Here is a 24,065-nt window from a genome sequence, read left to right as displayed (position 1 = left end):
GGCTCCGTCACCGACCATGTATACGCCGAGGTCGATCCTTCAGTGCGCTCCGCAGCGCAGCAGTCGGTGGCAGCGCAGCTTCATTACCTGCGCTCCGAGCGCTAGCACGCGTTCACCGGCTGCGCTTCGCTACCGACGCCCGCTCTACGAACCGTGCCTCAAGTGTGTGCATGGTCCGCGAGGGAGACGCTCCTTCTATCTCGCTCAGCAGGGTCTCAGCCGCCCGCGCACCCAGGTCCAGCATCGGTTGCGCGATCATCGTGAGCGGAGGCTCCATCACTGCTGCCCAGGAGCTGTCATCGAAACCAATGAGAGATACGTCCGCGGGGTAGCTGAACCCGCTCTCCCTGACGGCACGGAGAGAGCCGGTAAGAGCGTCATTCTCCGTGCAGAAGAGAGCAGTCACGCGATCATCAAGTGCCAACATTCGGGAGACGGCAACTGTTGCGTTCTGTTCAGTCTTGGGTCCCGTCATGACGAGGTCGGCGTCGAAAGGCAGACCGGCGTCGTCGAGTGCGTCCAGGTATCCGCGGAGCCGCTCCCCATCCGTCCAGAGGCTACGCGCTGCCGCAGCGGTGAGAGCCCGCCGGGTGGTGGCCGGCTTCTTCATCGGTGGCCCCCAGATGAATCCGATACGTCGGTGGCCATGCTCGATCAAGTGGTTCACCGCCCGTCGGCTCGCCTCCCGGTTGTCGATCACCACCGAGTCGAGCGCAAGGTGCTCCACGGCGCGGTCGACCAGGACCACCGGTATCCCCCGGGTCATCGCGTCCTGAATATGGGCGACATCGTCCCGTTCGACCGCCGCAGACGCGATGATCATGCCATCGACGCGCTTGTCGATGAGCACCCCTACAGCGGCCTTCTCTTCCTCGAGATCCTCGTGCGTGCTCAACACAATGGTGTCGAAGCCCCGTTGTCGTGAAAAATCGCTGATCCCCCTGGTGACGCCGGCGAAAAACGGATTACCGATATCCGCGACAATGAGCCCCAGGGTGTGGCTCACTCCAGTCGACATGCTGCGGGCGAGCGCGTTGGCCCGATAACCCAGCTTCTCGGCGGCGCTCAGGACGCGTTCCCTCAACTCCGGGCTGACATAGCCATATCCGCCGAGCGTACGGGCGGCCGAAGCTCGGCCCACTCCTGCCTCCGCGGCGACTTCGGAGATGGTTGGCGGGGCGACGCTGCGATCACGTTCAGCCGCCATTCAGATCGTCATTCTGTTTTGAATTCGGCGCATCCCGGTCAGCATGTCACATCGTAACCGCGATGCCGGAATCGGCAACACCTCGACCGAAAGCTCCCTCCACCAGGCACTGCCGTGCGGCAAATGCGGCGCCCGCGTTCAGCGCGTTTCGAATCTCCGACTCACCGGGCGGTGCCGAGCGGCTCCATCCACCCGCTACAAGAGTTACGGCAAATGCCGTAAGGAATGCGTCCCCACAACCCATGGTGTCAATCGGTTGTTCGGTCGCCGGGATGGGCACCGCCGGGGCACTGATGTAGTCCTGCCCGTTATATGCAACGGCTCCGGAGGATCCGCGGGTGCCAAGAGCCATGCCCGCGCCTCGTTCCACCAACGCGGAAAGAAGCTGCTCGGTATCAGTGTCCGTGAGACCCGAACACGAGATGAGGGCGAGATCAACGGAGGGGCAGACCCGCCTCAGGTACCCGGTGCTGCGAAACTCATCTTCACTCGAGAAGTCATAGCTGACCAGGGGTCCGGAAGGGCGGATCTTTCCGAGCTCGGTCTCGGAACGGGAATAGACACTCGAATGCACCAGGTCGAACCCTGCGACATAGCCCAGCAGGTCCTCGTCGAGTTCAAGAGGGTCTGACACGGTCACACCGCCTCCGTTCCACCCTCCGAACACCCGCTCTCCCTGCACGATGCTGATGGACGAGACTCCGCTAGGGCCGTCTCTGGTCACGGAACGACGGGTGTCCACCCCTTCAGCCTCGATTGCGTCCCGAAGGAAGCGTCCGTGTTCATCGGATCCGAACACTCCCAAATAGGACGACTGTGCTCCCAATTGGCGGGCGAATACGGCGAAGTTGACGCAGTTGCCACCGGGGTAGATCATCCCTCGGTCAAGGTACCGATCAACGATGTTGTCCCCGAACCCCAGAACCCTCACGGAGCCTCCCGTCCGATGTTGTAGATGCTTCATAGCCGCCCTTAGGTAGCTGGGCGCCTGCTCCCCAGAACAGACGCCCAACCTGGAAATGGATCAGTATTCGACAACGCGGTAGTAACGCCTGAGGTCCAAAGAGTGATTGCGTACCCGCTCGAGGTGTTTGCTGATACGACCGGTGACGGTGTCGAGGACGGCTGGTGCGAGAAGTCCGCGGAATTCCTCGCTGATGCCTTCCAACGGATAGTCCTTGGTATCAAGGACGGTGACGTCATCCGAAACCCGCTTGGCGAACTTTTCGACGCGCTCGGTCAGGGCGCGCGTCTCATCCTCACCCTGGAAAATGATGACGCTGGTGTCCTTCTCCAGCAGTTCGAGCGACCCGTGGAAGAACTCGGCGCTATGCACACGGGTGGTGCGCAGCCACTGCATTTCCTCAAGGATGCACATGGAGTAGAGGTACGTGAAGCCCCACAGGTTCCCACCCCCCACGAGGAAGTGATAGTCGGTGTCGGCATGAGCATCGGCGAAGGCGGCTGCGATGGGTTCCGCCTGGCGAGCCACGTCGACAAGCACACCGTCCAGCCCTGCCATTTCATCAGCGAATTTCTCGTAACCCGCGAACTCTCCGCGTTCAGACAGCAGCCGCGTCATGAAGAGCAGCATTTGCATGTCGAACGGCCAGGTCTTCGGCTCAGAGATAAGTGCAGCATCCACTGCCTGGGCAATAGGAGAATCCGCGTAACCGGTGAACGCGACGGTGTAGACGCCGCGCTGCTTGCAGTACTCGATAGCGCGCAGGCTGTCGTCGGTCGTTCCGGACACGGAAGTGAACACGGCCACGGAGTTCTCCCCCAGGGTCGCATCTCCGGAAACGATCAGCTCGGCCGCTATGGCGGCCTTTACCGGCAGGGTTGAATGCCGGCGGGCGAGGTGCTCGTAGGGCCACATGGCAGCGTAGGTTCCGCCTGCCCCGATCAGGAAGACGTTGCTGACCCCCTTCGCGGTGATGGTACTGACCAACTCCTCGATGTTCGGGCGGAGGGACACTGCACTGGCGATCTGTTTGCGGAATGCTGACTCGTCAAAACCGAGCATCATTTTCCTTTCGGAGGGAGGTGTAGGCGATAGGAGAACCGTTCGTATCGAAAGAACCTGATACCGGTATCAGCCATGACCGATGCTGGCACATCCAGCTGGGGGCCGTCAAGGACTTTCGTGAGGAGACCGCCGATACCGCTTGTTTCCAGTGTGTTACAACGGCGGCATCGTCCTGAAACCACGGCTCCCAAATGGCTAGAGGACCAGGCATTCAAATATTTTTCGGAAAGGTCTGGTACCGGTACCAGATGCTCTGTATAGTCGTCGAAATCACGCAGTACCTGTTCTCACATCCAACGGCGGGTTTGATGGCTCACATACGTGGCTATGACGGTCCCGCTCGTCCAACATGAAGGACCACCATGCAGAAACGAGATTCCCTGGCGGCCATCGCGCTGGTTATGGCGTCGGCGCTCGGACTCAGCGGATGCGCAAACCAGTCGAGCACCGCTGTCGCCAATGTAGGAGCCGAACCGGAGTTCTCCGGCACACTGAGCATTCTCACGAAGTTCGCCGGCGACCCGCTGCAGCCCTACTTCGAAGACCTTGCCGCTGAGTACACGGAACTCCATCCGGAGGTCGAAGTTGAACTCATTCAGGAAACCGATCAGAGCATCAAGGACAAGACGAAGACACTGACAGCATCCGGAGCACTGCCGGACATCTACTTCAGCTGGACAGGCGACTGGGCGGAGAACTTCGTCACCGGCGGGCTTGCAGCTGACCTCACCGGCGTCATAGGTCCGGACACCGAATGGGGAAAGACCTTCGGAGAGGCTTCGCTCGACGCGTTCAAGTACAACGACAAGTACTTCGGGGTACCGCTCTACAACAACGGCAAGTTCATGGGATACAACAAAGCTGCGTTCGAGGAGGCCGGGATCGAGGTTCCGACGTCGTTCGATGAGCTCATCGAGAGCTGCGGCCCTCTTCGGGAGGCGGGTTTTGAACCCATAGCGTTCGGAAACAAGGACGGTTGGCCTGGGCTGCATTATCTCCAGCAGCTCTTCGCCTACAACGTGCCGGCTGAGGTGCTGCAGGCGGACTTCAATCCGGAGAGCGCAAAGCTGGACCACGAGGGATACGTCGCTTCGCTCGAACAGTTCAAGACCCTGGTTGATGAGTGCACCGACAGTGGTGACGGCACCAACGGGGTTCTGTACACCACGGCCCAGGAGGCGCTCGCAAGCGGATCGGCCGCGATGTACTACCAGGAGATCCTGGAGTTCGACACTGTCACAGCGGAGGGCAACGAGCTCACTGGCGAGAACTTCGGAATCTTCAAGCTTCCGGTCCCCGCAGGAGCCGAGGGTGACCCGGATGCCATTGAAGGCGCACCCGAGGGATACCTCATCAACGCCAAGTCCCCCCGCGCAGCACTGGCGGTGGATTTCATGAAGTTCGTGACGACAGCGGAGAGCGCCAAAACTCTCTCGTCACCGCCCTACGGACAGCCAAGCACCGTTCTCGGGGCCGTCACGCCGGAGACTTCGAGTGTCGCCGTCAATGAGGGCATCACCCAGGTCAACGACGCGAGCCAGATCGTCGTCTGGCTCGATACGGTGACCGTTCCGGAGGTCGCCGATGCCTGGCTTGCCGGCGGAGAGGCGATTATCAGCGGTAGCTCGACACCCGAAGAGGTGCTCGAGAGCGTGCGCAACGCTTCCAACTCGGCGAAGTAAGCCATGCTGACCGTGGAGGGCACCCGCGCAAAGCGGGTGCCCCGGCCCCACTCCCCGATCCGCGAAAGCTCATCGACGCGCCCGTCCGGGATCAAGCGCATTCTGGGTTTCGCTTGGGTGCTTCCGGCCCTGGTGCTCCTGGCCGTGTTCGTCTACCTGCCGCTGGTACAGAACCTTGGGTTCAGCTTCCTCGAATGGGATATCTACAGCGGTAGCCAGACCTTCGTCGGCGCGGAGAACTACATCAAGCTTTCCAGTGACCCGATCTTCTGGTCAGCGCTCGGCAACAACGCTTTGTATGCGGGTGTCTCCATCGTCTTCCAGGTATGCGGGGCACTCGCGTTGGCTGCACTGATCGAAAGTGTGCGCAGGGAGCGCTGGAGGCGGGCACTGCGAGCGGTCTACTTCATCCCGTCCGCTATCTCCCTCACGGTTGCAGGCCTCCTTTTCTACTTCATCTACGAGCCCAACCTCGGCTTGCTGAACTACGTACTGAGCGGGGTAGGCCTGGATGCGCTGACCCAGCCCTGGCTCGGCCAGGAGAGCACCGCCATGATGGCGGTGATTGCGATGAGCCAGTGGCAGGGATTCGGGTACTCGACCCTCCTCTTCGCGGTCGCAATCCAACGCATTCCTTCGGAGCTCTACGAGGCCGCCTCCATCGACGGAATTGGGGTGATCCGCAGATTCTTCACGGTGACCGTGCCCCTGGTCCGTGAGATGACCGGCCTGATGACCATCGTCACGATCTCCGGGGCCTTTCAGGTCTTCAACGAGGTGATGGTGATGACCAGTGGCGGGCCCAACAACTCCACCCAGGTGCTCGCCACCTGGCTGTACCGCAGCGGTTTCGTCCGCAACGATTTCGGTTACGCGGCCGCGATCGCCATGGTGATCTTCCTTGTCACCCTCATCATCGCTCTCGCGCAGCTCTGGATTACACACAGGAGAAGAGTGGAATGGTGACTCGATTCTCGTTCCTCGGCACCATCGCGAAGGTCTTCATGTGGACCTTCCTCCTCGGCCTGGCGGTGGTGGTGATTTATCCGCTGCTGTGGATGGTACTCAATGGTTTCAAAGAGAACGCCGAGCTCTTCGGCAACCCCTTTGCGCTCCCCGTGACCTGGGACTGGCAGAACTACGCGAATGCCTGGAACAGGGGCGTCAGCAATTACCTGATGACCAGCGTTCTTGTGACCGTAACCTCCACCATCGCCACGGTGTTCATCAGCGCATGGGCCGCCTACGGACTGACGCGCGTCAACATCCCTTTCAACAGGGCTATCGTGACGGCGATCCTCGGTGGGCTCATGCTCGCCCCCGCCGTCGCCCTCGTTCCGCTGGTGAAGATGTTTCAGGGCCTGGGGCTTTACAACACTTTCTGGGCGCTTCTCATTCTCTACACAGCTTTTCGCATCCCTTTCACGACCTTCCTGATCCGGGCGTACATGATTGATCTGCCGAGGGAGATTGACGAGGCCGCGAAGGTGGACGGCGCCACACAGTGGACAACTTTCTGGCGGGTCATTCTGCCCATGTGCAAGCCGATCATCGTCTCGACGGTCATCCTTCACGTCTTGTTCGCATGGAACGAGTACCTCTTCGCGATGGTCTTCACAAGCGGGACGGGCGTCCAAACCCTCCCTGTGGGCCTGACCAGCCTGATGAGCAAGCACGGAACCGACTACCCGGTGGTCTTCGCAGGGATGGTGATCGCCGCGGTGCCCGTGGTGCTCCTGTTCTTCCTGGGGCAGCGCTACTTCGTGAAGGGGCTGGCTGATGGCATCGGAAAGTAAGTTCCCGGGAGGTCTCTCGTGAGCCTTTCGACGAATCAGATCACCGGGTCGAACTTTTCCTATCAACACCTGCCGTTCGAGACTTTTCTCGATGACATGGTGGCCCTCGACAGGGAACGGCTCGAGTTATGGGGCATCGCCCCTCAGTTCCACATCCCGCAACTCACCGCTGCTGATCTGTTGGCCGTCCGCCGACAGCTCCAAGAACGGCAGCTGCAGATCCACTGCATCACCGCGGAACAGGTTATGTACCCGGTCAACATCGCGTCTTCCATCGCCTGGTTGCGAGAGCAGAGTGTTGCCCTGTTCCGTCGCGCGGCGCAGGTGTGCGCCGAACTACAGGCTCCGCTGCTGTTTCTGACCCCCGGCCGGGGCTTCGAGAACGAAAGCGTGGGTGCTGCGTGGCAGCGATCCGTCGACGCGGTGGGAGAGATCACCGCCTATGCCGGCAGTCTTGGCGTTGATTGTGTTCTGGAGCCCTTGCAGCGGGTGGAGTCGAACCTGGTCAACGATTCCCCGGCACTTCGCCGGATGATTGACGACGTCGGCGCCTCACATCTCGGTGCCGTGCTGGACACGGTTGCCATGGCGGCAGCCGGCGAAACAGTCGCCGACTATCACGAGCATCTGGGAGCCCTCATCCGGCATGTGCACCTCGTTGATGGACGCCCGACAGGGCACCTCGCATGGGGGGACGGTGAGCTGCCGCTGGGAAGCTACGTCGCGGCCCTTGACGATTACGGGTACACGGGCCACTTCACCTTTGAGCACTTCGGTGACGGCACCTACGCATTCAATCCCCGTGCGGCGCTCGAACAATCCCTCGACGCGTTCAGCGAGGCGATCGCGGGCAGTGACGCACTAGCGTGAGTTGATCCAGAAAGCTACGCCGGACGGGTCTGTTGCACTGCAGACCCGTCCGTAGGGCGAGTCCTGCGGTTCGGACGTCACCGTTCCACCGGCTTCAGGAATGCGAGCCGCGACGGCGTCCGTGTTCTCCACGCCGAAATACACTCCCCAGGCGGAAGGTGCGCCTTCCCGCAGCAGGTTGGCGGCATCCATGATGCCCGCCTGTTGATCGCCCTCCACCAGGCCTGTCGTGTAGCGGAAGTCCTCCGTGTCGCTTTCCACCTGCGGTTCCCAGCCGAGTACGCGCGGGTAGAAGTCGACGCACAGGCGGTACTGCCGAGTCATCAACTCGTGCCAGACAGCGGCACCCGGCTCACCGTGCAGTTCAAAGCCGGGCAGTTTCTTTCCCTGCCAAAGCCCGAAGGTCGCTCCGGACGGATCGGCAAGATGGGCGACGCTCCCCTGGTCTGAAACCTCGAACGGCTTAATCAGGATCTCTGCTCCCGCCAGTGCTGCCTTCTCAGTCAGGTCCCGCACGTTCCCGGCGGCGAAGTAGGTGATCCATCCGTCCGGGGAACCTGACTCGTTCGAGTTGGCGATGAGGCCTGCAACCGCCTTACCCTTCCTGAGGAACTTGGTGTAGTGCCCATAGTCGGGTCCCAGGTCCTCGACATCCCAGCCGAACAACCCGCTATAGAAGCGCGCAGACTGCGCCGGATCGGAACTGGCGAGGTCGATCCAGCAAGGCATTCCGTCACGGAAGGTTTCTCGGCTGGGCATGGCTCCTCCTCCTTGCAAGTCGGTCGAAGCGAGCGTATCGCCCGGCTACGGCGCACACAATGAAAGACAATTAGCCTATGGCTACTCTCCTGCCTCGCGATCCGGCCGTCGTCGCTCCCGGCGCTGTGCATATTCCGGGCTGGTTGAACCTGGATCGCCAACGCGAGCTCGTGACGGCGTGCCGAGACTGGGCATCCGGTCCGGTGCCGATGCGGCACACACGCATGCCCAACGGCTCCCAGATGTCGGTGCAAACGGTGTGCCTCGGTTGGCACTGGATGCCCTACCGCTATAGCAGGACAGCCGACGACGTCGACGGCGGCCCGGTCGCGGACTTCCCTTCCTGGTTGGCTGAGTTGGGGCGGGACGCCGTCGGGGCTGCGTATGGTGCGCGCGACGAGAGCTACAACCCGGACGCGGCGCTCATCAACTTCTACGACGCCTCAGCGAAGATGGGCATGCACCAGGACAAGGAGGAGAAGTCCCTTGCACCGGTTGTGTCGCTGAGCATCGGCGACAGCTGCCTCTTCCGGTTCGGGAACACGGAGAACCGGAACAAGCCGTGGACCGACGTTCGGCTCGAGTCCGGCGACCTGTTTGTGTTCGGCGGCGAGTCCCGTCTGGCGTACCACGGGGTCATGAAGACCTACCCGGGGACATCGGACCCTGCGCTGGGCTTGGAGGGGCGGCTCAACATCACGCTGCGGGTGACCGGGCTCTGAATCCTATCCGGCCAGAATCGCCGATTTGGTGCAGAATCGTCGGATGTGCACAACTATCCTGCACCAAACCGGCGATTTTGCAAGGTCGAGTCAGGTCAGGAGTCCCCGCAGGTAGGCGGCCTGCCCGGCATGCTGCATGCAGTCCTCGATGACGCTGACCAGACGTACCCGTAGCGTGACCGGCGGATCCCACGATGTGTCGATGATCCGGTTCAGGTCCGTCTCGCTCAGGTTTTCGACGAACTCCAGCGTTCGGGCGTGCACTGCGCGGTGATACTCGATGAGCAGCTCGGCCTCCTGGACACGCACCCTGTCCACGTCCGCGGATCCGTGACCGTACCCGGTGTCCTCCCGCGGCAGGTCGAGGGTGAACTTCTCGGCCCAACCGTCGGCAAGCCACAGCTCGTTACGATCGGCGGCATCTGCAAGATGGTTGTCCTGTACCCGGGTGAGGTGCCAGATCAGCCAGGCGATGCTGTTCCCGGAAGAGCCGGAACCATCAGAAAGACGCGGCCGGTAGGCGAGCTGGCCGGCGTCGAGCCCGTCCGTCGCCTGCGACACCGCGTCTGGAATTCGTGAAAAGGCCTCAACCAACACGTCGCTTCCACTCATGCGCCCAGCCTAACGACTCCGCGTCCACGCAGAAACGCCGGAAAGGTGCAGAATCGCCGGGTTGATCCGACGATCCTGCACCTTTCCGGCGCGTTTGTGTCTGCAGGCCTAGAGGTAGGGCTCCACGAGGGACTCGTAGCGGGCCTTCACCGTGGCCAGTACGTCGGCAGCCGGCGAATTCCAAATCTCCTGGTTGAAGATCTCGACCTCGATAGGTCCCGCGTAGCCGGTCGCGGCAACCCAGCGGGTGATGGTCTCGAAATCGATGTACCCGTCACCCATGTAGCCGCGGGAGAGCAGCGCGTCCGCCGCGATGGGCAGGTTCCAGTCGCATACCTGATAGGACGCGATGCGCCCCTCGGCACCCGCACGCTGGATCGAGGACTCGAGCGCAGGATCCCACCACACGTGGAAGGTATCGACGACGACGCCCACGGTCTCCGCCGGGAACGGTGCCGCAAGGTCGAGCGCCTGACCCAGTGTCGAGAGCACCGCGCGATCCGCCGCGTACATCGGGTGCAGGGGCTCCAACACCAGGCGCACGTTGTGCTCCTGAGCCACCGGCACCAGTTCGGCGATGCGGTCAGCGACCCGCTGACGGGCAGCGGCGACGTCCTTCGCGCCCGGAGTTGAAGGGTCGACGGCGGCACCACCGATGAGCGCGCCGGCGGCCGGCAGTCCGCCGACCACCATGATCAGCTCCCGGGTACCCAGCGTCGCCGCTTCGACGATTGCCTGGGTGTTGTCGGCCAGCGCAGCTGCCTGCCCGGCCTCGTCCGCAGCGGTGAGGAACCCTCCGCGGCACAGGCTCGAGACCTGCAGTCCGGCTTCGGACACGAGCCGCACGGCCTTGTCCAGACCGACCTCGGCCACCCGGTCGCGCCAGACACCGATGTGCGAGAGCCCGGCATCCGAAGAGAGGGCAACCGCTTCGGCAAGCGTGATGTTCTTGGTGGTCGCTGTGTTCAGCGAGAGACGGCTCATGCACCCACTCCGTAGCTCGCCAGAAGCCATTCGAAGCGGTGTGCGGCGGTCTCCGGGTCACGCAGCAGCCCGGCCTGGTCCGCAAGGCGGAAAGTCTCGGCGAGATGCAGCGCCGAGCGTCCGGAATGCAGGCCGCCGACCATTTGGAAGCCCGGCTGGTGGCCGTTGACCCAGGACAGGAACGCCACACCGGTCTTGTAGTAGAACGTCGGCGAGCTGAAGATGTGCTTGCCGAGTTCCCGGGTGGAGTCGAGGATTGCGCGCCCGCGGTCCGCGTCGCCGTCGTCGTACGCCTGAAGGGCTGCCGAAGCGGCAGGGTAGATCGCCGCGAAGATGCCAAGCAGGGCATCCGAGTAGTGCGTGCCGTCGCCGTGGATGAGTTCGGGGTAGTTGAAGTCATCGCCGGTGTAGAGCCGCACGCCCTCTGGAAGTGCTGCCCGCAGCGCGGTCTCGTGTGCGGCGTCGAGCAGTGACACCTTGACGCCGTCCACCTTCTCAGGCTGCGCGCGGATGAGGTCCAGGAAGATGCTGGTTGCGGCATCCACGTCGCTGTTGCCCCAATAACCGCTCAGCGCCGGGTCGAACATGGTGCCGAGCCAGTGCAGGATCACGGGCTCATCAGCCTCGGCGAGCAGGATTCCGTAGACGTACTGGTAGTCGGCCGGGCTCTGCGCAACCGCTGCGAGTGCGCGGGAAGCCATGAGGATGACCTTCGCACCGGCGTCGGACACCACCTTGATCTGTTCCCGGTAGGCCTCGACGACGGCGTTCAGCCCAGCCCTGCCGGACGGCAGGCTCGCGAGGTCCAGCTGATCCGTGCCGGCACCGCAGGCGAGCAGGTCGCGGACGGTCTTGCCGCGGGTCGCGTCAGCACCCGAGCCGACGACGGCGGCAGCCTCCGCGCCGGAGCGACGGATCAGTTCCTGCGTGGCAGCCCAGTCCAGGCCCATGCCGCGCTGCGCGGTGTCCATGGCATCCGCGACACCGAGCCCGTAGGACCACAGCTCCCGGCGGTAGGCCAGCGTGGTGTCCCAGTCGAGGACCGCAGGCGCGCCGGGGGTGTTGTCAGCGGTGACCTCGGGGATGACGTGGGCGGCTGCGTAGGCATGACGCGCGGTCAGCGGCGCGGTCGGCTTCGCCCACGTGGTCGCCGGAGCGAGTTCGTAGCGCTCAAGCCCGGTCGAGGATGGAAGGTAGAGCGAGGTCATAGCGTGATCTCCGGGATGTCGAGAGTGCGGCGCTCGGCGGAGGACTGCAGTCCGAGTTCGGCAAGCTGGACGCCGCGGGCTGCGGAGAGGAGACCGAAGCGGTGGTCGCGGCCGGCAGAAACGTCGCGGAGGAACTCTTCCCACTGCAGCTTGAAGCCGTTGTCGAGTTCGGCGTTCGCGGGTACTTCCTGCCACTGGTCGCGGAAGGACTCGGTGACGGGCAGGTCAGGGTTCCAGACCGGCTTGGGGGTGTGGGCTCGCTGCTGGGCAACGCACTTGTTGAGGCCCGCGACGGCGGAGCCGTGGGTACCGTCGATCTGGAACTCAACGAGCTCGTCACGGTAGACGCGCACAGCCCAGGAGGAGTTGATCTGCGCGAGCACCTGATCGCCGGCGGGGGTCTCCAGTTCGAAGATGCCGTAGGCGGCGTCGTCGGCCGTTGCCTTGTATTCCTTGCCCTGCTCATCCCAGCGGGTGGGGATGTGGGTGACAGTGTTGGCGTTGACGGTCTTGACCTTGCCGATGATTCCCTCAAGGACGTAGTTCCAGTGGCAGAACATGTCGGTGGTCATGCCGCCGCCGTCTTCCTTGCGGTAGTTCCAGGAGGGGCGCTGTGCGGGCTGGTGGTCTCCCTCGAAGACCCAGTAACCGAACTCGCCGCGCAGGGAAAGGATGCGGCCGAAGAAGCCTTCATCGACCAGGCGGCGCAGCTTCACCAGGCCCGGCAGGTAGAGCTTGTCGTGGACAACTCCGGCGGTGATGCCGGCTTCCTGGGCGATGCGCGCCAACTCAACCGCCTCGTCGAGGGTCTCCGCCGTGGGCTTCTCGGTGTAGATGTGCTTGCCGGCTGCAATGGCCTTCTTGAGGGTTGCAGGGCGCAGCGAAGTCATGGAGGCATCGAAGACGACGTCAACGGTGGGATCGGCGATGATCCCGTCCAGGTCGGTGGTCCAGTGCTCGACTTTGTGCTGCTGGGCCAGGTCGCGGATCTTCGCTTCGTTGCGTCCTACGAGGATGGGCTCTACCTGAACCTTCGATCCGTCAGCGAGGGTGACTCCACCCTGCTCACGGATGGGAAGGATGGAGCGCACCAGGTGCTGCCGGTACCCCATCCGACCGGTGATGCCATTCATCGCAATGCGGATGGTCTTGGTCTCAGTCACGTTGTACTCCCAGAGGGCTAAGAATGTTGGTGGAAAGCGCTTTCCAATATAGAGTGGTGATCGAGACCACGTCAACCCCCTTCTTCCACTGAGTGCACCTCATGACGCCGCGAGGCGTTCAGCGGCACGTCGACTGCACTCAATAGGCGGAACCCCTCACATCAAGGAGCCAGGTGGCAGCTGTAACCCTGTCCGGCGTAGCCCGCCACGCCGGAGTTTCCCTGGCCACGGCGTCACGGGTCCTGAACGGCTCGTCACGCCGCCCGGCGGAGGACATTGCCGAACGGGTTCGCGCAGCCGCGATTGAGCTCGGCTACGTTCCCAACGCGCAGGCGCAGGCCCTGGCCCGCTCCTCCACAGGCCTGGTCGGCCTGGTGGTCCACGACATTTCCGACCCGTACTTCTCCTCGATCGCCCGCGGGGTCCAGCACGCTGCCCGGAACTACCGGCGCCAGGTGCTGCTCGCCAGCACCGACCCCTCGGAAAGCGCCGAGCACGACGCCGTCAGCGCCTTTGCTTCCCACCGCACCGACGCAATCATCCTGGCCGGTTCGCGACGCGCACACAGTGATCCGGACCTCGAACAGGAGCTTGCCCGCTACCAGCAGAACGGCGGGCGGGTGGTCACCATCGGCGGTCAGCCCGGATCCGGACTCACAGTACCGGTGGGGAATACCGACGGCGCCGCCGCTCTGGTGTCCCGGCTGGTCGCCCTCGGCAACACCCGGTTCGCCATTCTGGCCGGTCCCGGTGAGCTGAACACCGCCCGGGATCGCGTTGCGGGTTTTACTGGGGCGCTGACTGCTGCGGGGCTGGAACCGGTCGCAGTCGTCCGGAGCGGCTTCGACCGTGAGGGCGGCTTCGAAGCCGCCCAGCGCTGCTGGGAGGAGCTCCGGGGTGAGCGGGGGGTGTGCCTGCTCGCGGTCAACGACGTCATGGCGATCGGTGCCATCGCGGGATTACGTGCACTCGGTGTCTCCGTACCGGCGGATGCACTCGTCACGGGCTTCGACGACATTCCCACGCTTCGCGACTACTCCCCCGCCCTCACCACGGTCCATCTGCCGCTCGAGCGGTTGGGTGAAGAGGCCGCGAACCTTGCCCTGAACCCGGATCAGGAGCTTCCTGCTCCCGTCCTGGGCGAAGTTGTTATCCGTGAATCGGCAGGAGCTGGATCGGCATCATGAGGATTTTGGTTGCACCCGACAAGTTCAAGGGAACGCTGACGGGGGCCGAAGCAGCTGAGGCGATGGCCGCCGGCGTCCGCCGCGTCCTACCGGAGGCTGACATCACCTTGCAGCCCATCGCGGATGGCGGGGAAGGGACGCTGGAGGCCGTGCTGGCGGCGGGTGGAGTCCGGCACGAAACGACCGTCCGCGGACCTCTTGAGGACTCGGTGACTGCACCCTGGGCGCTCACCGGTTCTGTTGCGGTCATTGAGACGGCGAGAGCCAGCGGACTGGAGTTCGTCATGCCAACCCCCGGGACAGCGGGCTCAGCCCACTGCTACGGCAGTGGCGAACTCTTGAGCGCTGCACTTGACGCCGGCGCCACCGAGGTGGTGCTCGGGGTGGGAGGCTCCGCCATGTCCGACGGCGGGTCCGGGGCCCTGCGCGCGCTCGGCGCGAGAATCCTCGATGCCGAGGGCGTGGAGCTTCCGCTGGGTGGACTCGCCCTGTCGCGGGCGGCCGTGCTTGACCTGTCCGGCCTGGACCCGCGGCTTCAGGACGTTCAACTGCGCATCGCGGTCGACGTGCAAAACCCGCTGTGCGGACCCGATGGCGCCGCCCACATCTTCGGCGCGCAAAAGGGCGCCGACGCGGACCTTCGCGAGGCCCTTGACGCCTCGCTCGCTCATTGGGCCAGGCTCCTTTTGGACACCACGGGCGTAGACGTTCAGCAGCCCGGCGCAGGGGCCGCGGGCGGTTTTCCCTCGGCCTTCCTTGCCTGCGCTAACGCATCGCTTGAGCCCGGCTTCGACCTCGTCGCCGACCTGACCGGACTGAATTCCAAGTTGGCGGCGACAGATCTTGTACTCACGGGAGAGGGTTCGCTTGACGCGCAATCCCAGTTCGGCAAAGCACCTCTTGGCCTGGCCAACCGCGCGCATTCCCGTGGTCTTCCGGTCCTTGCGGTCGCAGGCCGGATCACGCTGTCGGCCCCGGAACTAGCGGCAAACGGCGTTGTACATGCGCGCAGCCTCGCCGATACTGCACCCTCGTTGACAGCCGCAATGAACGACGCCGGACGCTTCACTGCCGACGCGTCGGAATGGGTTCTCAGGGCCCTCCTTTCGAACCAGTCCGGGTTGACAGGCACCTTGCCCGGGTAGCACGGTTGATTCCATACCAATCATAAGTAAGCTGATGATTAGATGGATAAACGGTTCGACAGGGAAGGTGAAAGCGCATGCCCGATCTTTCAGCCTGGTCGACAGGCCGGCTCCTCACAACAGCGGCGCGGCTGGTTGAGCAATCATGGAATCAGCGCCTCGCGGAGCTGGACGTCACGCACGCCGGGTTCACAGCCCTGGCCGTTCTGGCGTCCTACGGTCCGTTACGACAGGCACAGCTTGCTGAGCTGGTGCACGTACAGGCGCAGACCATTGGGAAAACCCTTAACCGGCTAGAGGCCAGGGGTCACATCGAGCGCACCAGGGGAGACGACGACCGGCGCAGTCAGACGGTCCGAATCACAGAGAAGGGCCGGGCGACGCTCGAGAAGGGCCGCGACATCGAGCGCACGCTGGTGTCGGATGAAGCGTTATTGTCTCCGGAACTGCGCTCGCACCTGCGGGCAGCCATTGAGGAACTTGCAGAGCCCCAGCGCCAGGTCCGCGGCCGCACCGGCCTGCACGCCGTTGACGATTAGTAGCCGGGGCTAGAAGCCGGCCTCCGCATAGAACCCCTCGATGTGGCGGGCAACGATCTCAGCGGCGCGGGCACCGTCGTCGTTCTGGATAGCGGTGTGGATGTCGCGATGCTCGGCCCGCAGGCGTGCAGAGGTTGCCTCCCAGTCGGGGAGGGTGCGCGTGAGCTTTAACGTGTACCCCTCTATGGACTCTCTCAGCGATGACATCATCGCGCCGATCAGTACGTTGCCTGCCGCTTCAGCGACGGCGACATGGAAGAGGGCGTCCAGCCGCAGGAATTCCTTCTCATCCTTCGCGGAGGAGTCCATTGCATCCAGGAGGGCTGCAGCCTCACTCATTGCTGAACTTGCCGGATCGGCATGGGCGGCAGCCCAGGTCTCGAGAAGCAACCGTGTCTCGACGATGTCATTGACCGGAAGATGCGACGTCGCCATGTGCAAACGAAGCGCGGACCCAAGGGCAGCTCCGGGGTTGGCTGTGATCACCGTGCCCGAACCTGGGCCGGAACCGACACCGGCCCGCACTATGCCCATCGCCTCAAGGACACGGATTCCCTCTCGCGCGGACGCCCGTGAGATGCCCAGCTGCTCCGCCACCGTTCGTTCACCCGGGAGTCGATCACCGACCGCCAGCCTGCCGGCGGCGAGCTGATTCTCGAGCCAGGACTGAACAAGCTGATGGGTGCGCATGCGGCAAGTTTAGCTTGCATGGTCAGACCACACCGCGCTACTGTGGTCGGACCACATCTCGACCTGAAGGTTTCTCATGTCCAATACGCCTGAGGCGCTCAAGCGCCGGATCCCCAAAGTTGCTGATCTTGCCCCGCTGATGCAGTTCAAGAAGCCTGAGTTCAGCCAGAGCGCCAGGTTGAGCCGCGCAAACACCATCGGAGACCTGCGGGCCATCGCAAAGCGCCGCACACCCACCGCGCCCTTCGACTACACGGATGGAGCAGCTGAAGCAGAGATCACGCTTCGACGGGCACGCGAAGCGTTCCTGGACATCGAGTTCCGCCCCGGCATCCTGCGGAACGTTGAGAAGGTCGACACCTCGGTGACTGTTCTCGGCAAAGAGTCTGCACTGCCGTTCGGCATCGCACCCACGGGCTTCACCCGCATGATGCAGTCGGAGGGTGAGTATGCCGGTTCACAGGCTGCTGAAGCCGCAGGCATCCCCTACACGCTTTCCACCATGGGCACGGCGTCGATCGAAGACGTGGCCAAGGCGGCACCGACCGGGCGCAACTGGTTCCAGCTGTACCTCTGGACGGACCGGGAACGGTCCATGGAACTCATCGAGCGCGCGGCCGCCGCGGGCAACGACACCCTCATGGTGACCGTGGACACCGCCGTAGCCGGTGCCCGTCTTCGCGATGTCCGCAACGGCATGACCATCCCGCCGGCCCTGACGGTAAAGACGGTCATCGACGCCTCCTACCGCCCCGCATGGTGGTTCAACTTCCTGACTCATGAACCTCTGGCGTTCGCCTCCCTGAACCGCTACTCCGGCACCGTCGCGGATCTCATCAACTCCATGTTCGATCCGACCCTGACCTTCGACGACCTGGACTGGCTCCGTCAGGTCTGGAAGGGCAACCTTGTCGTCAAGGGCATCCAGACCCTCGACGACGCCAGAAAAGTTGTTGACCATGGCGCCGACGGCATCGTCCTCTCCAACCACGGCGGCCGCCAGCTCGACCGCGCACCCATCCCGCTCCGACTCCTTCCCGAGGTCACTGCCGAGCTGAAGGGCAAGACGTCCATCATGCTGGACACCGGGATCATGAGCGGCGGCGACATCGTGGCAGCCCTCGCCTTGGGAGCGGACTTCACGCTGATCGGACGGGCCTACCTGTACGGCCTCATGGCCGGCGGCAGGGCTGGAGTGGATCGCACGATCGGGATCCTGGAGAAAGAAATCACCCGCACCATGCAACTGCTGGGAGTAACTCGGGTAGAGGATCTCACGCCCGACCACGTGCGCTTCCTCTAACCTTTTCATCGCTCGGCAGCCGTGTCGATTCTTTTGGCGTGGCTGCCGGGCGACAAAAGCTTTCCCGGGGCTTATTATCATGAGAGGAACTCGCGGGGCGCGGGATCCGTGAGACCTGGGGGTCACAATAAAATGAAACGGCGGCGGGTGCATTATCCGTTGAAGTACCGGCGTGCCCGGACAGTTATCTATGCTGTCGCACTGTTCTGGTTGTGGACCTGGCTTGGAAGCGCAGCGTTCATCGCCAGTCTCTTTCACTCCCCCGTACATGCGATCATCGCCATGTACGCGCTGGTGACCTTCATCCTGCTCTCCATTCCCGTCTTCCTGCTGGCCATCGCACAAATGGCTTTGAACCGGCCGGTCATGATGCCGGAGCAGGCCGTCGTCGTACAGCTGGGGTCGCGGCCGGCGACGGTTGTTGAGTCGATGGGCATCGCCCGCAACGCTTCCTGATTTCCCATTCGTAATTGTTGTCCTAATTGCTCTATGCAATTAGAAATTCACGATAATTACGCCATACATTCTTCCTGCGGGGATCTTGAGGAAAAACTGCGGGTCCTTGGACAATCCTTTGTGAATTCCCGGCGATTTTCCGGAGATTGCTAAACCTATACTTGGTGCGGAGCTTTTGAGCGCCGCCTATTCGAGCGGTCGGGCGCTGCCGTCGGGGGACACGGCGGTGCTCGCTCCAATCCACTCGTACCACCAAGGACCTTCATGCTTTCACTTCAGCGTTCCACTGCTGCGCTCACCGGCATCCTGCTCCTGGCGGCAAGCCTCTCGGTCGGCGTGCACCCCGCGGCGGCACAGTCCGCTCAGCCCGCACCTGCTGCAACCCAGGAGGCCGGACAGACCCACCCGACTACAACTGCGCCGGCCGAAACTGCTTCCAATGAGGTCGCACATACGGAGGCTGCGCCGGCCGATCTAAGTGACCTCTTCCCCGGTGGCATTCCGTCCTACCCCGATCACACCTATGAGGGCGGAACATCGCTCGACGGGCACGGACATGACCTGAACACCCACGCACTGGAAGGGGCAGCGATGTCCCCACTCGGCGCCGGGGGAACACTGGCCCGGAGGGGTGACATCAAGGTTCGACTGGTGACCGTCGATCTCGCGGACAGTACAGCACTGGTTCCCGCGGCAGCGGCAAGGACCGCCATCGCGAAATCCAGCGAGTACTGGAAGAGCATGTCCAACGGGCGCCTGACCATGACGGTGGCTACTGAATCGCTGAACTTCAAATCAGCGGCAAAATCGACGGATTCGTATGACCAGATCATGAACAAGGTCACCGCCGAGCAGAAGTGGTCCTACAGCCCTTACACGGCCCTCGTCGTCTTCATCCCCACCCCCCTTAAGGAGGGTTACCTGGGGTACGGCTGGAGCAGCAGTGGCACCAGCGGCCGCATCCTGATGCCCTACACATCGTCGCTGAGCAACTTCACCACCAACGTGGTGACTCACGAGTTCGGCCATGTGCTCGGCCTTATGCACGCTGATTCGCTGCAGTGCACCAGCGGCAGGCCGGACACGGCCAGCTTCGGGACGGACTGCTCAATCCGCCACTACGGTGATACCTCCGACCTGATGGGTATCTCCCGATGGTTCGACACCCCCGCCATCAGCTCGAGCTTCTGGGACTACGGTGCCTTCGGCCGCGGGGACGAGATCCTCAACGTGGGTGTGGCCTCCGGCAGCAAGACGTATACCCTTCGACCCTGGGCTGGCACCAGCGCAAATCGGGCGTTGAAGTTCACCGACCCGAAGAGCGGCGAAATCTACTACCTGGAGCTCAGGGTCCCGGTTGGTTTTGACGCGAATACGGCCACCGCCGGTAACCGTGGCGTGAAAGTTGTTCAGAGCGGCGGCCTTACGCCGGCGTCCTCGGTCCTCCTGATGCCATCCAGCAAGCCGTACACGGGTTACTACGCAACCAACACGGCCTGGCAGGCGGGCAGTGTCTTCACGACCCATGCCGGGACTACGGTCCGAATCAACTCAGTCTCGGATACGGCGGCCTCAGTGACCATCACTGCGACCACACCCGCAGCCGTCAACCCAGCACCAAGCCCCGCTCCCGCCCCAGCCCCGGCCCCGGCCCCTGTAGTTGCATCAGCTGGCCGCACGGACATGAACAGGGACGGCAATCCGGACATCGTCGCTCGAGACTCCACCGGCAAGCTGTGGCTTTACCCCACCACGTCTGCAGGAGGATTCAACGGCAGGGTGCAGATCGGATCCGGCTGGGGCGGAATGAACATGATCTTGCAGCCCGGGGATTTCAGCGGAGATGGCATTGCGGACATCCTCGGGAGGGACAGCACCGGCCGGCTCTGGCTTTATGCCGGCACCGGAACGGGCGGCGTGAAGTCCGGAGTACAGATTGGGAACGGATGGGGCGGAATGACCGCCCTCGTGACACCGGGTGACTTTGACGGCGACGGATACCCGGACCTTCTGGCCCGCGGCAGCGACGGACGGCTTTACCTCTACTCAGGCAATGGAAAGGGCGGCTGGCGCAGCCAGGCTCAGATTGGTTCGGGGTGGGGCGGAATGACTGCAATGCTGAGCACCGGCGACTTCAACGGCGACGGCAAGTCTGATCTCCTGGCCCGCGATTCCAGCGGCGGTCTGCATCTGTATCCAGGAAACGGCAGGGGCGGCTTCCTGGCGAAGTCACAGCCCGGAGCAGGTTGGAACGGAATGACAGCCTTCGCCGGCCCGGGACCATGGGGTGCCGATTCCAATGCCGACTTGATCGCCCGCAACAGCAGCGGCGACCTGCTCCTCTACACCGGCAGCGGAACCGGACGCTTCACCGGCTCGCAGAAGATTGGCCAAGGCTGGAACGGAATGTACATCGTGGAGTGATCCGCAAAGGTGATCCAAGAGGTCGCTGACATCGTCTGAGGGCGGGGTCAGCGACCTCTTCGTTTTGCTACTCCTGAATCGCAGGAAGGTCGGGATCGGTGCGGAAGTTGATGAGCTTATGGGAGCCATCGCAGTAGGGCTTGATGGTCGACGCGCCACACCGACACAGCGCCACGGTCTTGCGGCGGCGCGGCACGGGTTCCCCCGCAGGCGTCACGATGGCAACTTCTCCCCTCACCAGCAAAGGCCCATCAGGGCACGCCACAATACTGACGTCGTTGTTCCTCGGTGATGATGCTGGCGAAGTCATGGTGTCTCCCTGGTTTTCCTTGCCGCGGCCCTAGTCGCTTCACCGATAAGGATACTAAGCTGGCTGTCCATACAGGACTCGGCGAGCTTGTCGGTTATGCGGAGAGTTTTCGTCGCGGTCTTGTGATCATATGCTAAGCATGCTTATTGTGTAGATGCGATGACTTACTTCCCAGGAGTCCTCCACATCAATAAAGGAGTCATTATGAGCACAACGAACTGGTCAGAAGACCCGCTGGTCACCTCAACGCCGGGCACACAGGGCTACTCGTCCTCGGGACAGTCCACTACGTCTGCTGCGAAGGATGAGGCCAAGGATGTAGGGCGGCAGGGCGTGGACGCAGCCAAGGGCGTCGCACAGACCGCAGGGTCAGAAGCAAAGAATGTTGCCCACGAGGCCGGCACCCAGGCCAAGAACCTCGTTGGTCAGCTTGGGTCGGACCTCAAGAGCCAGGCCGGCACGCAGCAGCAGCGCGTTACCGACGGGCTCCGGTCCCTCACCGACGAGCTCAAGTCCATGGCTGACAAGTCTGAAGGTGGCACCGCGCAGCAGCTCGTCCAGCAGGTCGCCCAGCGTACCGACAGCGCAGCATCCTGGCTCGAAGGCCGCGATCCCGGATCGCTGCTCGATGAGGTTACCGGCTTCGCCCGCCGTCGCCCTGGTGCGTTCCTGCTGATTGCGGCCGGAGCCGGGCTCCTCGCCGGCCGTCTCACGCGCGGTCTGGCCGGAGGATCGGACTCGAGCGGTTCGCCCTCAACCGGTGGGCCCTCCGGCACGGTTGGCGGCGGACAGCATGTCGCCACCTATCCGCCGGTTCCGGACGAGTACGGTACGGACTTGCCAGCGTACGGCGCCGGCATCGATACCCCGCCGGTAGCTCCCCCGACCACGACGCCGACCGTCACCCCCACCACTCCGTTCACCGAGCCGGGCGTAACCGGCCCTGAATCAGGGAGGGACTTCCGCTAATGACTGAACAACACCTCCACGGCTCGCACGCGGCTGGATCGCATGCAGCACAACCGCCACCGCCTTCGGACGGCGATAGAGGGTCGGATGCATCCCTCGGGCAACTGCTCGGAGAGGTCACCCGTGACCTCTCAACCCTGATGCGTCAGGAGCTTGAACTTGCAAAAGCTGAGCTGCGCGAGTCCGGAACCCGCGCCGGTAAGGGCGCAGGTATGTTCGGTGGTGCAGCCGTCGCCGGGCACTTCGTACTTCTTTTCCTTTCCCTCGCGCTGATGTGGGGCCTTGCAGCGATTGATTTCCTCAATCTCGGCTGGGCGTCCGTGATCGTTGCACTGATCTGGGGCATCATCGCCGCAGTTCTCGCACTCAAGGGCAAGAAAGAGATGAAGTCGATCAAGGGCATGCCGCAGACCGCTGAGACAGCCAAGGAAATTCCGCCTACGTTGAAACCAGGAGAGCACACGCCATGAACCAGACACCTGATGAAATCCGCGCGGACATCGAACGCACCCGTCGCGAGCTAGGGAACGACGTCGACGCCGTGGCCGACAAGGTCAGCCCGTCGAACATCGCCCATCGCCAGACCGACAAGGTCAAGAACGCCCTTGGCAACGTCAAGGAGAGCGTGATGGGCTCGGCACAGTCGGCCAAAGACAGCGTGATGGGGTCGGCACACGACGCCACCCACTCTGCCAAGGGCAGCGCGCAAGGCGCGTCGCAGACCGTGAAGGACAAGGCCCATAGCGCAGGCGATGCGCTCCACGACGCACCCCAGCGGGTCACCTCGAAGACGCAGGGAAATCCCCTCGCGGCCGGGCTGATCGCATTCGGTGCCGGGCTCCTCGCGGCGTCGCTCATTCCGGCGAGCCAGAAGGAAAAGGAAGCGGCTCAGGCCGTGAAGGAAAAGGCACAACCCCTCGTGTCCGAGGTCACCGACGCAGCCAAGGACGTAGCCCAGGGCTTGAAAGAGCCGGCCCAGGAGGCGGTGGATTCCGTCAAGCAGAGTGCTACGGAGTCGGTAAACACCGTGAAGGAAGAGGGCACCAGCGCGGCATCTGACGTCAAGGACCGCGCGCAGGACGCCAAGTCCAACGTTCAGAGCAGTTCGAACACCCCATAACGGCATACATCAAAACCGCCGGTGCTGCGCATTTCATGGTGCAGCACCGGCGGTTCTGTTTTGCCCCTAATTCTGTTGATCAGACCCACGGGCGCGACCACGGCGGGGAGCCGTTAGATCATTGATCAGGTTTTGCAGCAAGGGCCGCAACTGAGGTGATGCGCGGTGAAGCGCCAGCATGAATTCGCGCTCGTGCCGTTCAGCCTCGGAGAGCCGTAATGCGCCGAGATCAGTCAGGCTTACGACCGACGTTCGACGGTCACTTTCACTGCTCTGCCGAGCCACCAGCCCCTGCTGCTGAAGTCGCGCCAGCGTACGACCAACAGTCTGCGCGGTGACGTGCAGCTGTTCGGCCAACTCCACCTGTGAAAGGGGACCATGCGCTTCGATCGCACGGAGCGTGATGAAGGCAGCGTGCGTAATGCCAAGAGAGAGAAGACGCTCATTCCAGGCATTCTCAGTCAGTCGAGCAGCGGTGGTCAGAAGCCTTTCTGTGGTCCATGAATCGATGTCCGACATCTCCGCCTCTTCCCAACGTGGTCCGGATTGGGGATTTGTAGCCGGCTGCTCCACGGATAATTCTCTTGTACCACTCTTTGAAAGTGAACGTGTATCGAACCCCGGGTATGCCCGAAAAATGGGTGCAAAGAAACGCGAGAGAGAGACTCTTGAGGTTGCTTGTTACTTGCAGTAGACGGGTTCACCCGTCGTGCCCACGCGTGAAAGGCGAAAAGTGGAGCCTAGGGGAATCGAACCCCTGACCTTTTCATTGCGAACGAAACGCTCTACCAACTGAGCTAAGGCCCCGCAGCAACCAAGATACCCCAGCACCTGGGCGGAGAACCAAATGTCAGCGCCCGGCTGTACCCTCAAACCATGCAATCCTCCGC

Annotated in this window: 25 protein-coding genes, 1 tRNA gene and 1 pseudogene; 15 read left to right on the top strand and 12 right to left on the bottom strand. The window is 63.0% G+C overall.

Translation table 11 applies throughout. The features are described from left to right. Positions 1-105, top strand: a pseudogene (locus RIF85_RS07305) (MBL fold metallo-hydrolase); the annotation flags it as partial. Positions 106-112: 7 nt separating this feature from the next. On the opposite strand, the gene RIF85_RS07300 reads toward RIF85_RS07305, so the two are convergent. The 3 genes from RIF85_RS07300 to RIF85_RS07290 all read right to left on the bottom strand — a co-directional run bounded on the left by RIF85_RS07300 (position 113) and on the right by RIF85_RS07290 (position 3,236). Next, complete coding sequence (locus RIF85_RS07300; RefSeq protein WP_309071255.1) at positions 113-1,207, bottom strand: LacI family DNA-binding transcriptional regulator; 1,095 nt, start codon at positions 1,205-1,207, stop codon at positions 113-115. A gap of 46 nt (positions 1,208-1,253) precedes the next feature. After that, on the bottom strand, positions 1,254-2,138 hold the full coding sequence (locus RIF85_RS07295) for a PfkB family carbohydrate kinase (RefSeq protein WP_309071254.1): 885 nt from the start codon (positions 2,136-2,138) through the stop codon (positions 1,254-1,256). A gap of 93 nt (positions 2,139-2,231) precedes the next feature. Further along, positions 2,232-3,236, bottom strand: a complete 1,005-nt coding sequence (locus RIF85_RS07290; RefSeq protein WP_309071253.1) for an SIS domain-containing protein — start codon at positions 3,234-3,236, stop codon at positions 2,232-2,234. A 362-nt stretch (positions 3,237-3,598) separates the two neighbouring features. Between RIF85_RS07290 and RIF85_RS07285 the strand changes: the two genes are divergently transcribed. The 4 genes from RIF85_RS07285 to RIF85_RS07270 are packed head-to-tail and all read left to right on the top strand — an operon-like array spanning position 3,599 to position 7,584. Continuing rightward, entirely contained in the window at positions 3,599-4,918 is a 1,320-nt protein-coding gene (locus RIF85_RS07285) for an ABC transporter substrate-binding protein (protein ID WP_309071252.1), read from the top strand. 3 nt (positions 4,919-4,921) lie between these two features. Beyond that, complete coding sequence (locus tag RIF85_RS07280) at positions 4,922-5,884, top strand: sugar ABC transporter permease (protein WP_309071251.1); 963 nt, start codon at positions 4,922-4,924, stop codon at positions 5,882-5,884. Next, the gene (locus RIF85_RS07275; RefSeq protein WP_309071250.1) at positions 5,878-6,714 is read left to right on the top strand and encodes a carbohydrate ABC transporter permease; all 837 of its coding nucleotides are present in this window, start codon (positions 5,878-5,880) and stop codon (positions 6,712-6,714) included. The genes RIF85_RS07280 and RIF85_RS07275 overlap by 7 nt, the downstream gene beginning before the upstream one ends. A gap of 18 nt (positions 6,715-6,732) precedes the next feature. Beyond that, complete coding sequence (locus RIF85_RS07270) at positions 6,733-7,584, top strand: sugar phosphate isomerase/epimerase family protein (protein ID WP_309071249.1); 852 nt, start codon at positions 6,733-6,735, stop codon at positions 7,582-7,584. Here RIF85_RS07270 and RIF85_RS07265 read toward each other — a convergent pair. After that, complete coding sequence (locus RIF85_RS07265) at positions 7,576-8,343, bottom strand: VOC family protein (RefSeq protein ID WP_309071248.1); 768 nt, start codon at positions 8,341-8,343, stop codon at positions 7,576-7,578. The genes RIF85_RS07270 and RIF85_RS07265 overlap by 9 nt on opposite strands. 77 nt (positions 8,344-8,420) lie before the next feature. Between RIF85_RS07265 and RIF85_RS07260 the strand changes: the two genes are divergently transcribed. Continuing rightward, positions 8,421-9,065, top strand: a complete 645-nt coding sequence (locus RIF85_RS07260; protein WP_309071247.1) for an alpha-ketoglutarate-dependent dioxygenase AlkB — start codon at positions 8,421-8,423, stop codon at positions 9,063-9,065. 90 nt (positions 9,066-9,155) lie between these two features. Here the strand turns inward: RIF85_RS07260 and RIF85_RS07255 are convergent, their stop codons facing one another. From RIF85_RS07255 to RIF85_RS07240, 4 genes are all read right to left on the bottom strand, one after another. Beyond that, positions 9,156-9,677 carry a DUF664 domain-containing protein gene (locus tag RIF85_RS07255; RefSeq protein WP_309071246.1) on the bottom strand — a complete coding sequence of 174 codons (522 nt, stop codon included), beginning with the start codon at positions 9,675-9,677 and terminating at the stop codon, positions 9,156-9,158. A 108-nt stretch (positions 9,678-9,785) separates the two neighbouring features. Continuing rightward, positions 9,786-10,661: a sugar phosphate isomerase/epimerase family protein gene (locus RIF85_RS07250; protein ID WP_309071245.1), complete on the bottom strand. Its 876-nt coding sequence runs from the start codon at positions 10,659-10,661 to the stop codon at positions 9,786-9,788. Beyond that, positions 10,658-11,869: a dihydrodipicolinate synthase family protein gene (locus RIF85_RS07245; RefSeq protein WP_309071244.1), complete on the bottom strand. Its 1,212-nt coding sequence runs from the start codon at positions 11,867-11,869 to the stop codon at positions 10,658-10,660. The genes RIF85_RS07250 and RIF85_RS07245 overlap by 4 nt, the downstream gene beginning before the upstream one ends. Then, a complete protein-coding gene (locus tag RIF85_RS07240; RefSeq protein ID WP_309071256.1) occupies positions 11,866-13,002 on the bottom strand; it encodes a Gfo/Idh/MocA family oxidoreductase in 1,137 nt (378 codons plus the stop codon). The genes RIF85_RS07245 and RIF85_RS07240 overlap by 4 nt, the downstream gene beginning before the upstream one ends. A gap of 203 nt (positions 13,003-13,205) precedes the next feature. On the opposite strand from RIF85_RS07240, the gene RIF85_RS07235 reads away from it, so the two are divergent. The 3 genes from RIF85_RS07235 (at position 13,206) to RIF85_RS07225 (ending at position 15,903) form a co-directional block, all read left to right on the top strand. Further along, a complete protein-coding gene (locus RIF85_RS07235) occupies positions 13,206-14,219 on the top strand; it encodes a LacI family DNA-binding transcriptional regulator (protein ID WP_309071243.1) in 1,014 nt (337 codons plus the stop codon). Beyond that, a complete protein-coding gene (locus RIF85_RS07230; protein ID WP_309071242.1) occupies positions 14,216-15,364 on the top strand; it encodes a glycerate kinase in 1,149 nt (382 codons plus the stop codon). Before RIF85_RS07235 ends, RIF85_RS07230 begins: the two co-directional genes overlap by 4 nt. A gap of 77 nt (positions 15,365-15,441) precedes the next feature. Continuing rightward, the gene (locus RIF85_RS07225; protein ID WP_309071241.1) at positions 15,442-15,903 is read left to right on the top strand and encodes a MarR family transcriptional regulator; all 462 of its coding nucleotides are present in this window, start codon (positions 15,442-15,444) and stop codon (positions 15,901-15,903) included. Positions 15,904-15,912: 9 nt separating this feature from the next. Here RIF85_RS07225 and RIF85_RS07220 read toward each other — a convergent pair whose 3' ends face one another. Then, positions 15,913-16,593: an FCD domain-containing protein gene (locus tag RIF85_RS07220; RefSeq protein ID WP_309071240.1), complete on the bottom strand. Its 681-nt coding sequence runs from the start codon at positions 16,591-16,593 to the stop codon at positions 15,913-15,915. 76 nt (positions 16,594-16,669) lie between these two features. Between RIF85_RS07220 and RIF85_RS07215 the strand changes: the two genes are divergently transcribed. The 3 genes from RIF85_RS07215 (at position 16,670) to RIF85_RS07205 (ending at position 20,776) form a co-directional block, all read left to right on the top strand. Next, entirely contained in the window at positions 16,670-17,896 is a 1,227-nt protein-coding gene (locus RIF85_RS07215; protein ID WP_309071239.1) for an alpha-hydroxy acid oxidase, read from the top strand. A gap of 132 nt (positions 17,897-18,028) precedes the next feature. Next, positions 18,029-18,352: a hypothetical protein gene (locus RIF85_RS07210; protein WP_309071238.1), complete on the top strand. Its 324-nt coding sequence runs from the start codon at positions 18,029-18,031 to the stop codon at positions 18,350-18,352. 264 nt (positions 18,353-18,616) lie between these two features. Then, entirely contained in the window at positions 18,617-20,776 is a 2,160-nt protein-coding gene (locus RIF85_RS07205; RefSeq protein WP_309071237.1) for an FG-GAP-like repeat-containing protein, read from the top strand. A gap of 67 nt (positions 20,777-20,843) precedes the next feature. On the opposite strand, the gene RIF85_RS07200 is transcribed toward RIF85_RS07205, so the two are convergent. Then, positions 20,844-21,086: a CDGSH iron-sulfur domain-containing protein gene (locus tag RIF85_RS07200; RefSeq protein ID WP_309071236.1), complete on the bottom strand. Its 243-nt coding sequence runs from the start codon at positions 21,084-21,086 to the stop codon at positions 20,844-20,846. A 204-nt stretch (positions 21,087-21,290) separates the two neighbouring features. Here RIF85_RS07200 and RIF85_RS07195 point away from each other — a divergent pair, with 204 nt between their 5' ends. The 3 genes from RIF85_RS07195 to RIF85_RS07185 are packed head-to-tail and all read left to right on the top strand — an operon-like array spanning position 21,291 to position 23,175. Then, positions 21,291-22,055, top strand: a complete 765-nt coding sequence (locus RIF85_RS07195) for a hypothetical protein (protein WP_309071235.1) — start codon at positions 21,291-21,293, stop codon at positions 22,053-22,055. Beyond that, positions 22,055-22,525, top strand: a complete 471-nt coding sequence (locus tag RIF85_RS07190) for a phage holin family protein (RefSeq protein ID WP_309071234.1) — start codon at positions 22,055-22,057, stop codon at positions 22,523-22,525. Before RIF85_RS07195 ends, RIF85_RS07190 begins: the two co-directional genes overlap by 1 nt. Then, positions 22,522-23,175 carry a DUF3618 domain-containing protein gene (locus tag RIF85_RS07185; protein ID WP_309071233.1) on the top strand — a complete coding sequence of 218 codons (654 nt, stop codon included), beginning with the start codon at positions 22,522-22,524 and terminating at the stop codon, positions 23,173-23,175. The genes RIF85_RS07190 and RIF85_RS07185 overlap by 4 nt, the downstream gene beginning before the upstream one ends. A 66-nt stretch (positions 23,176-23,241) precedes the next feature. Here RIF85_RS07185 and RIF85_RS07180 read toward each other — a convergent pair whose 3' ends face one another. Beyond that, a complete protein-coding gene (locus tag RIF85_RS07180) occupies positions 23,242-23,694 on the bottom strand; it encodes a MarR family transcriptional regulator (protein WP_309071232.1) in 453 nt (150 codons plus the stop codon). Positions 23,695-23,909: 215 nt separating this feature from the next. Then, positions 23,910-23,982, bottom strand: a tRNA-Ala gene (locus RIF85_RS07175). Positions 23,983-24,065 lie beyond the last annotated feature (83 nt).

Source organism: Arthrobacter sp., assembly GCF_031179385.1.
Classification (GTDB): Bacteria; Actinomycetota; Actinomycetes; order Actinomycetales; family Micrococcaceae; genus Arthrobacter_D.
The sequence above is the reverse complement of the archived record's forward strand: the minus strand, read 5'-3'. Positions and strand labels throughout refer to the sequence as shown.

Excerpts from the sequence above, each read along its gene's own strand:
- RIF85_RS07275 (WP_309071250.1), top strand. The coding sequence starts at position 5,878 with ATGGTGACTCGATTCTCGTTCCTCGGCACCATCGCGAAGGTCTTCATG.
- RIF85_RS07225 (WP_309071241.1), top strand. The coding sequence starts at position 15,442 with ATGCCCGATCTTTCAGCCTGGTCGACAGGCCGGCTCCTCACAACAGCG.
- RIF85_RS07180 (WP_309071232.1), bottom strand. The coding sequence starts at position 23,694 with ATGTCGGACATCGATTCATGGACCACAGAAAGGCTTCTGACCACCGCT.
- RIF85_RS07210 (WP_309071238.1), top strand. The coding sequence starts at position 18,029 with ATGAAACGGCGGCGGGTGCATTATCCGTTGAAGTACCGGCGTGCCCGG.
- RIF85_RS07230 (WP_309071242.1), top strand. The coding sequence starts at position 14,216 with ATGAGGATTTTGGTTGCACCCGACAAGTTCAAGGGAACGCTGACGGGG.
- RIF85_RS07265 (WP_309071248.1), bottom strand. The coding sequence starts at position 8,343 with ATGCCCAGCCGAGAAACCTTCCGTGACGGAATGCCTTGCTGGATCGAC.
- RIF85_RS07260 (WP_309071247.1), top strand. The coding sequence starts at position 8,421 with ATGGCTACTCTCCTGCCTCGCGATCCGGCCGTCGTCGCTCCCGGCGCT.
- RIF85_RS07185 (WP_309071233.1), top strand. The coding sequence starts at position 22,522 with ATGAACCAGACACCTGATGAAATCCGCGCGGACATCGAACGCACCCGT.
- RIF85_RS07190 (WP_309071234.1), top strand. The coding sequence starts at position 22,055 with ATGACTGAACAACACCTCCACGGCTCGCACGCGGCTGGATCGCATGCA.
- RIF85_RS07250 (WP_309071245.1), bottom strand. The coding sequence starts at position 10,661 with ATGAGCCGTCTCTCGCTGAACACAGCGACCACCAAGAACATCACGCTT.
- RIF85_RS07205 (WP_309071237.1), top strand. The coding sequence starts at position 18,617 with ATGCTTTCACTTCAGCGTTCCACTGCTGCGCTCACCGGCATCCTGCTC.
- RIF85_RS07215 (WP_309071239.1), top strand. The coding sequence starts at position 16,670 with ATGTCCAATACGCCTGAGGCGCTCAAGCGCCGGATCCCCAAAGTTGCT.
- RIF85_RS07285 (WP_309071252.1), top strand. The coding sequence starts at position 3,599 with ATGCAGAAACGAGATTCCCTGGCGGCCATCGCGCTGGTTATGGCGTCG.
- RIF85_RS07300 (WP_309071255.1), bottom strand. The coding sequence starts at position 1,207 with ATGGCGGCTGAACGTGATCGCAGCGTCGCCCCGCCAACCATCTCCGAA.
- RIF85_RS07280 (WP_309071251.1), top strand. The coding sequence starts at position 4,922 with ATGCTGACCGTGGAGGGCACCCGCGCAAAGCGGGTGCCCCGGCCCCAC.
- RIF85_RS07255 (WP_309071246.1), bottom strand. The coding sequence starts at position 9,677 with ATGAGTGGAAGCGACGTGTTGGTTGAGGCCTTTTCACGAATTCCAGAC.
- RIF85_RS07220 (WP_309071240.1), bottom strand. The coding sequence starts at position 16,593 with ATGCGCACCCATCAGCTTGTTCAGTCCTGGCTCGAGAATCAGCTCGCC.
- RIF85_RS07290 (WP_309071253.1), bottom strand. The coding sequence starts at position 3,236 with ATGATGCTCGGTTTTGACGAGTCAGCATTCCGCAAACAGATCGCCAGT.
- RIF85_RS07200 (WP_309071236.1), bottom strand. The coding sequence starts at position 21,086 with ATGACTTCGCCAGCATCATCACCGAGGAACAACGACGTCAGTATTGTG.
- RIF85_RS07195 (WP_309071235.1), top strand. The coding sequence starts at position 21,291 with ATGAGCACAACGAACTGGTCAGAAGACCCGCTGGTCACCTCAACGCCG.
- RIF85_RS07245 (WP_309071244.1), bottom strand. The coding sequence starts at position 11,869 with ATGACCTCGCTCTACCTTCCATCCTCGACCGGGCTTGAGCGCTACGAA.
- RIF85_RS07240 (WP_309071256.1), bottom strand. The coding sequence starts at position 13,002 with ATGAATGGCATCACCGGTCGGATGGGGTACCGGCAGCACCTGGTGCGC.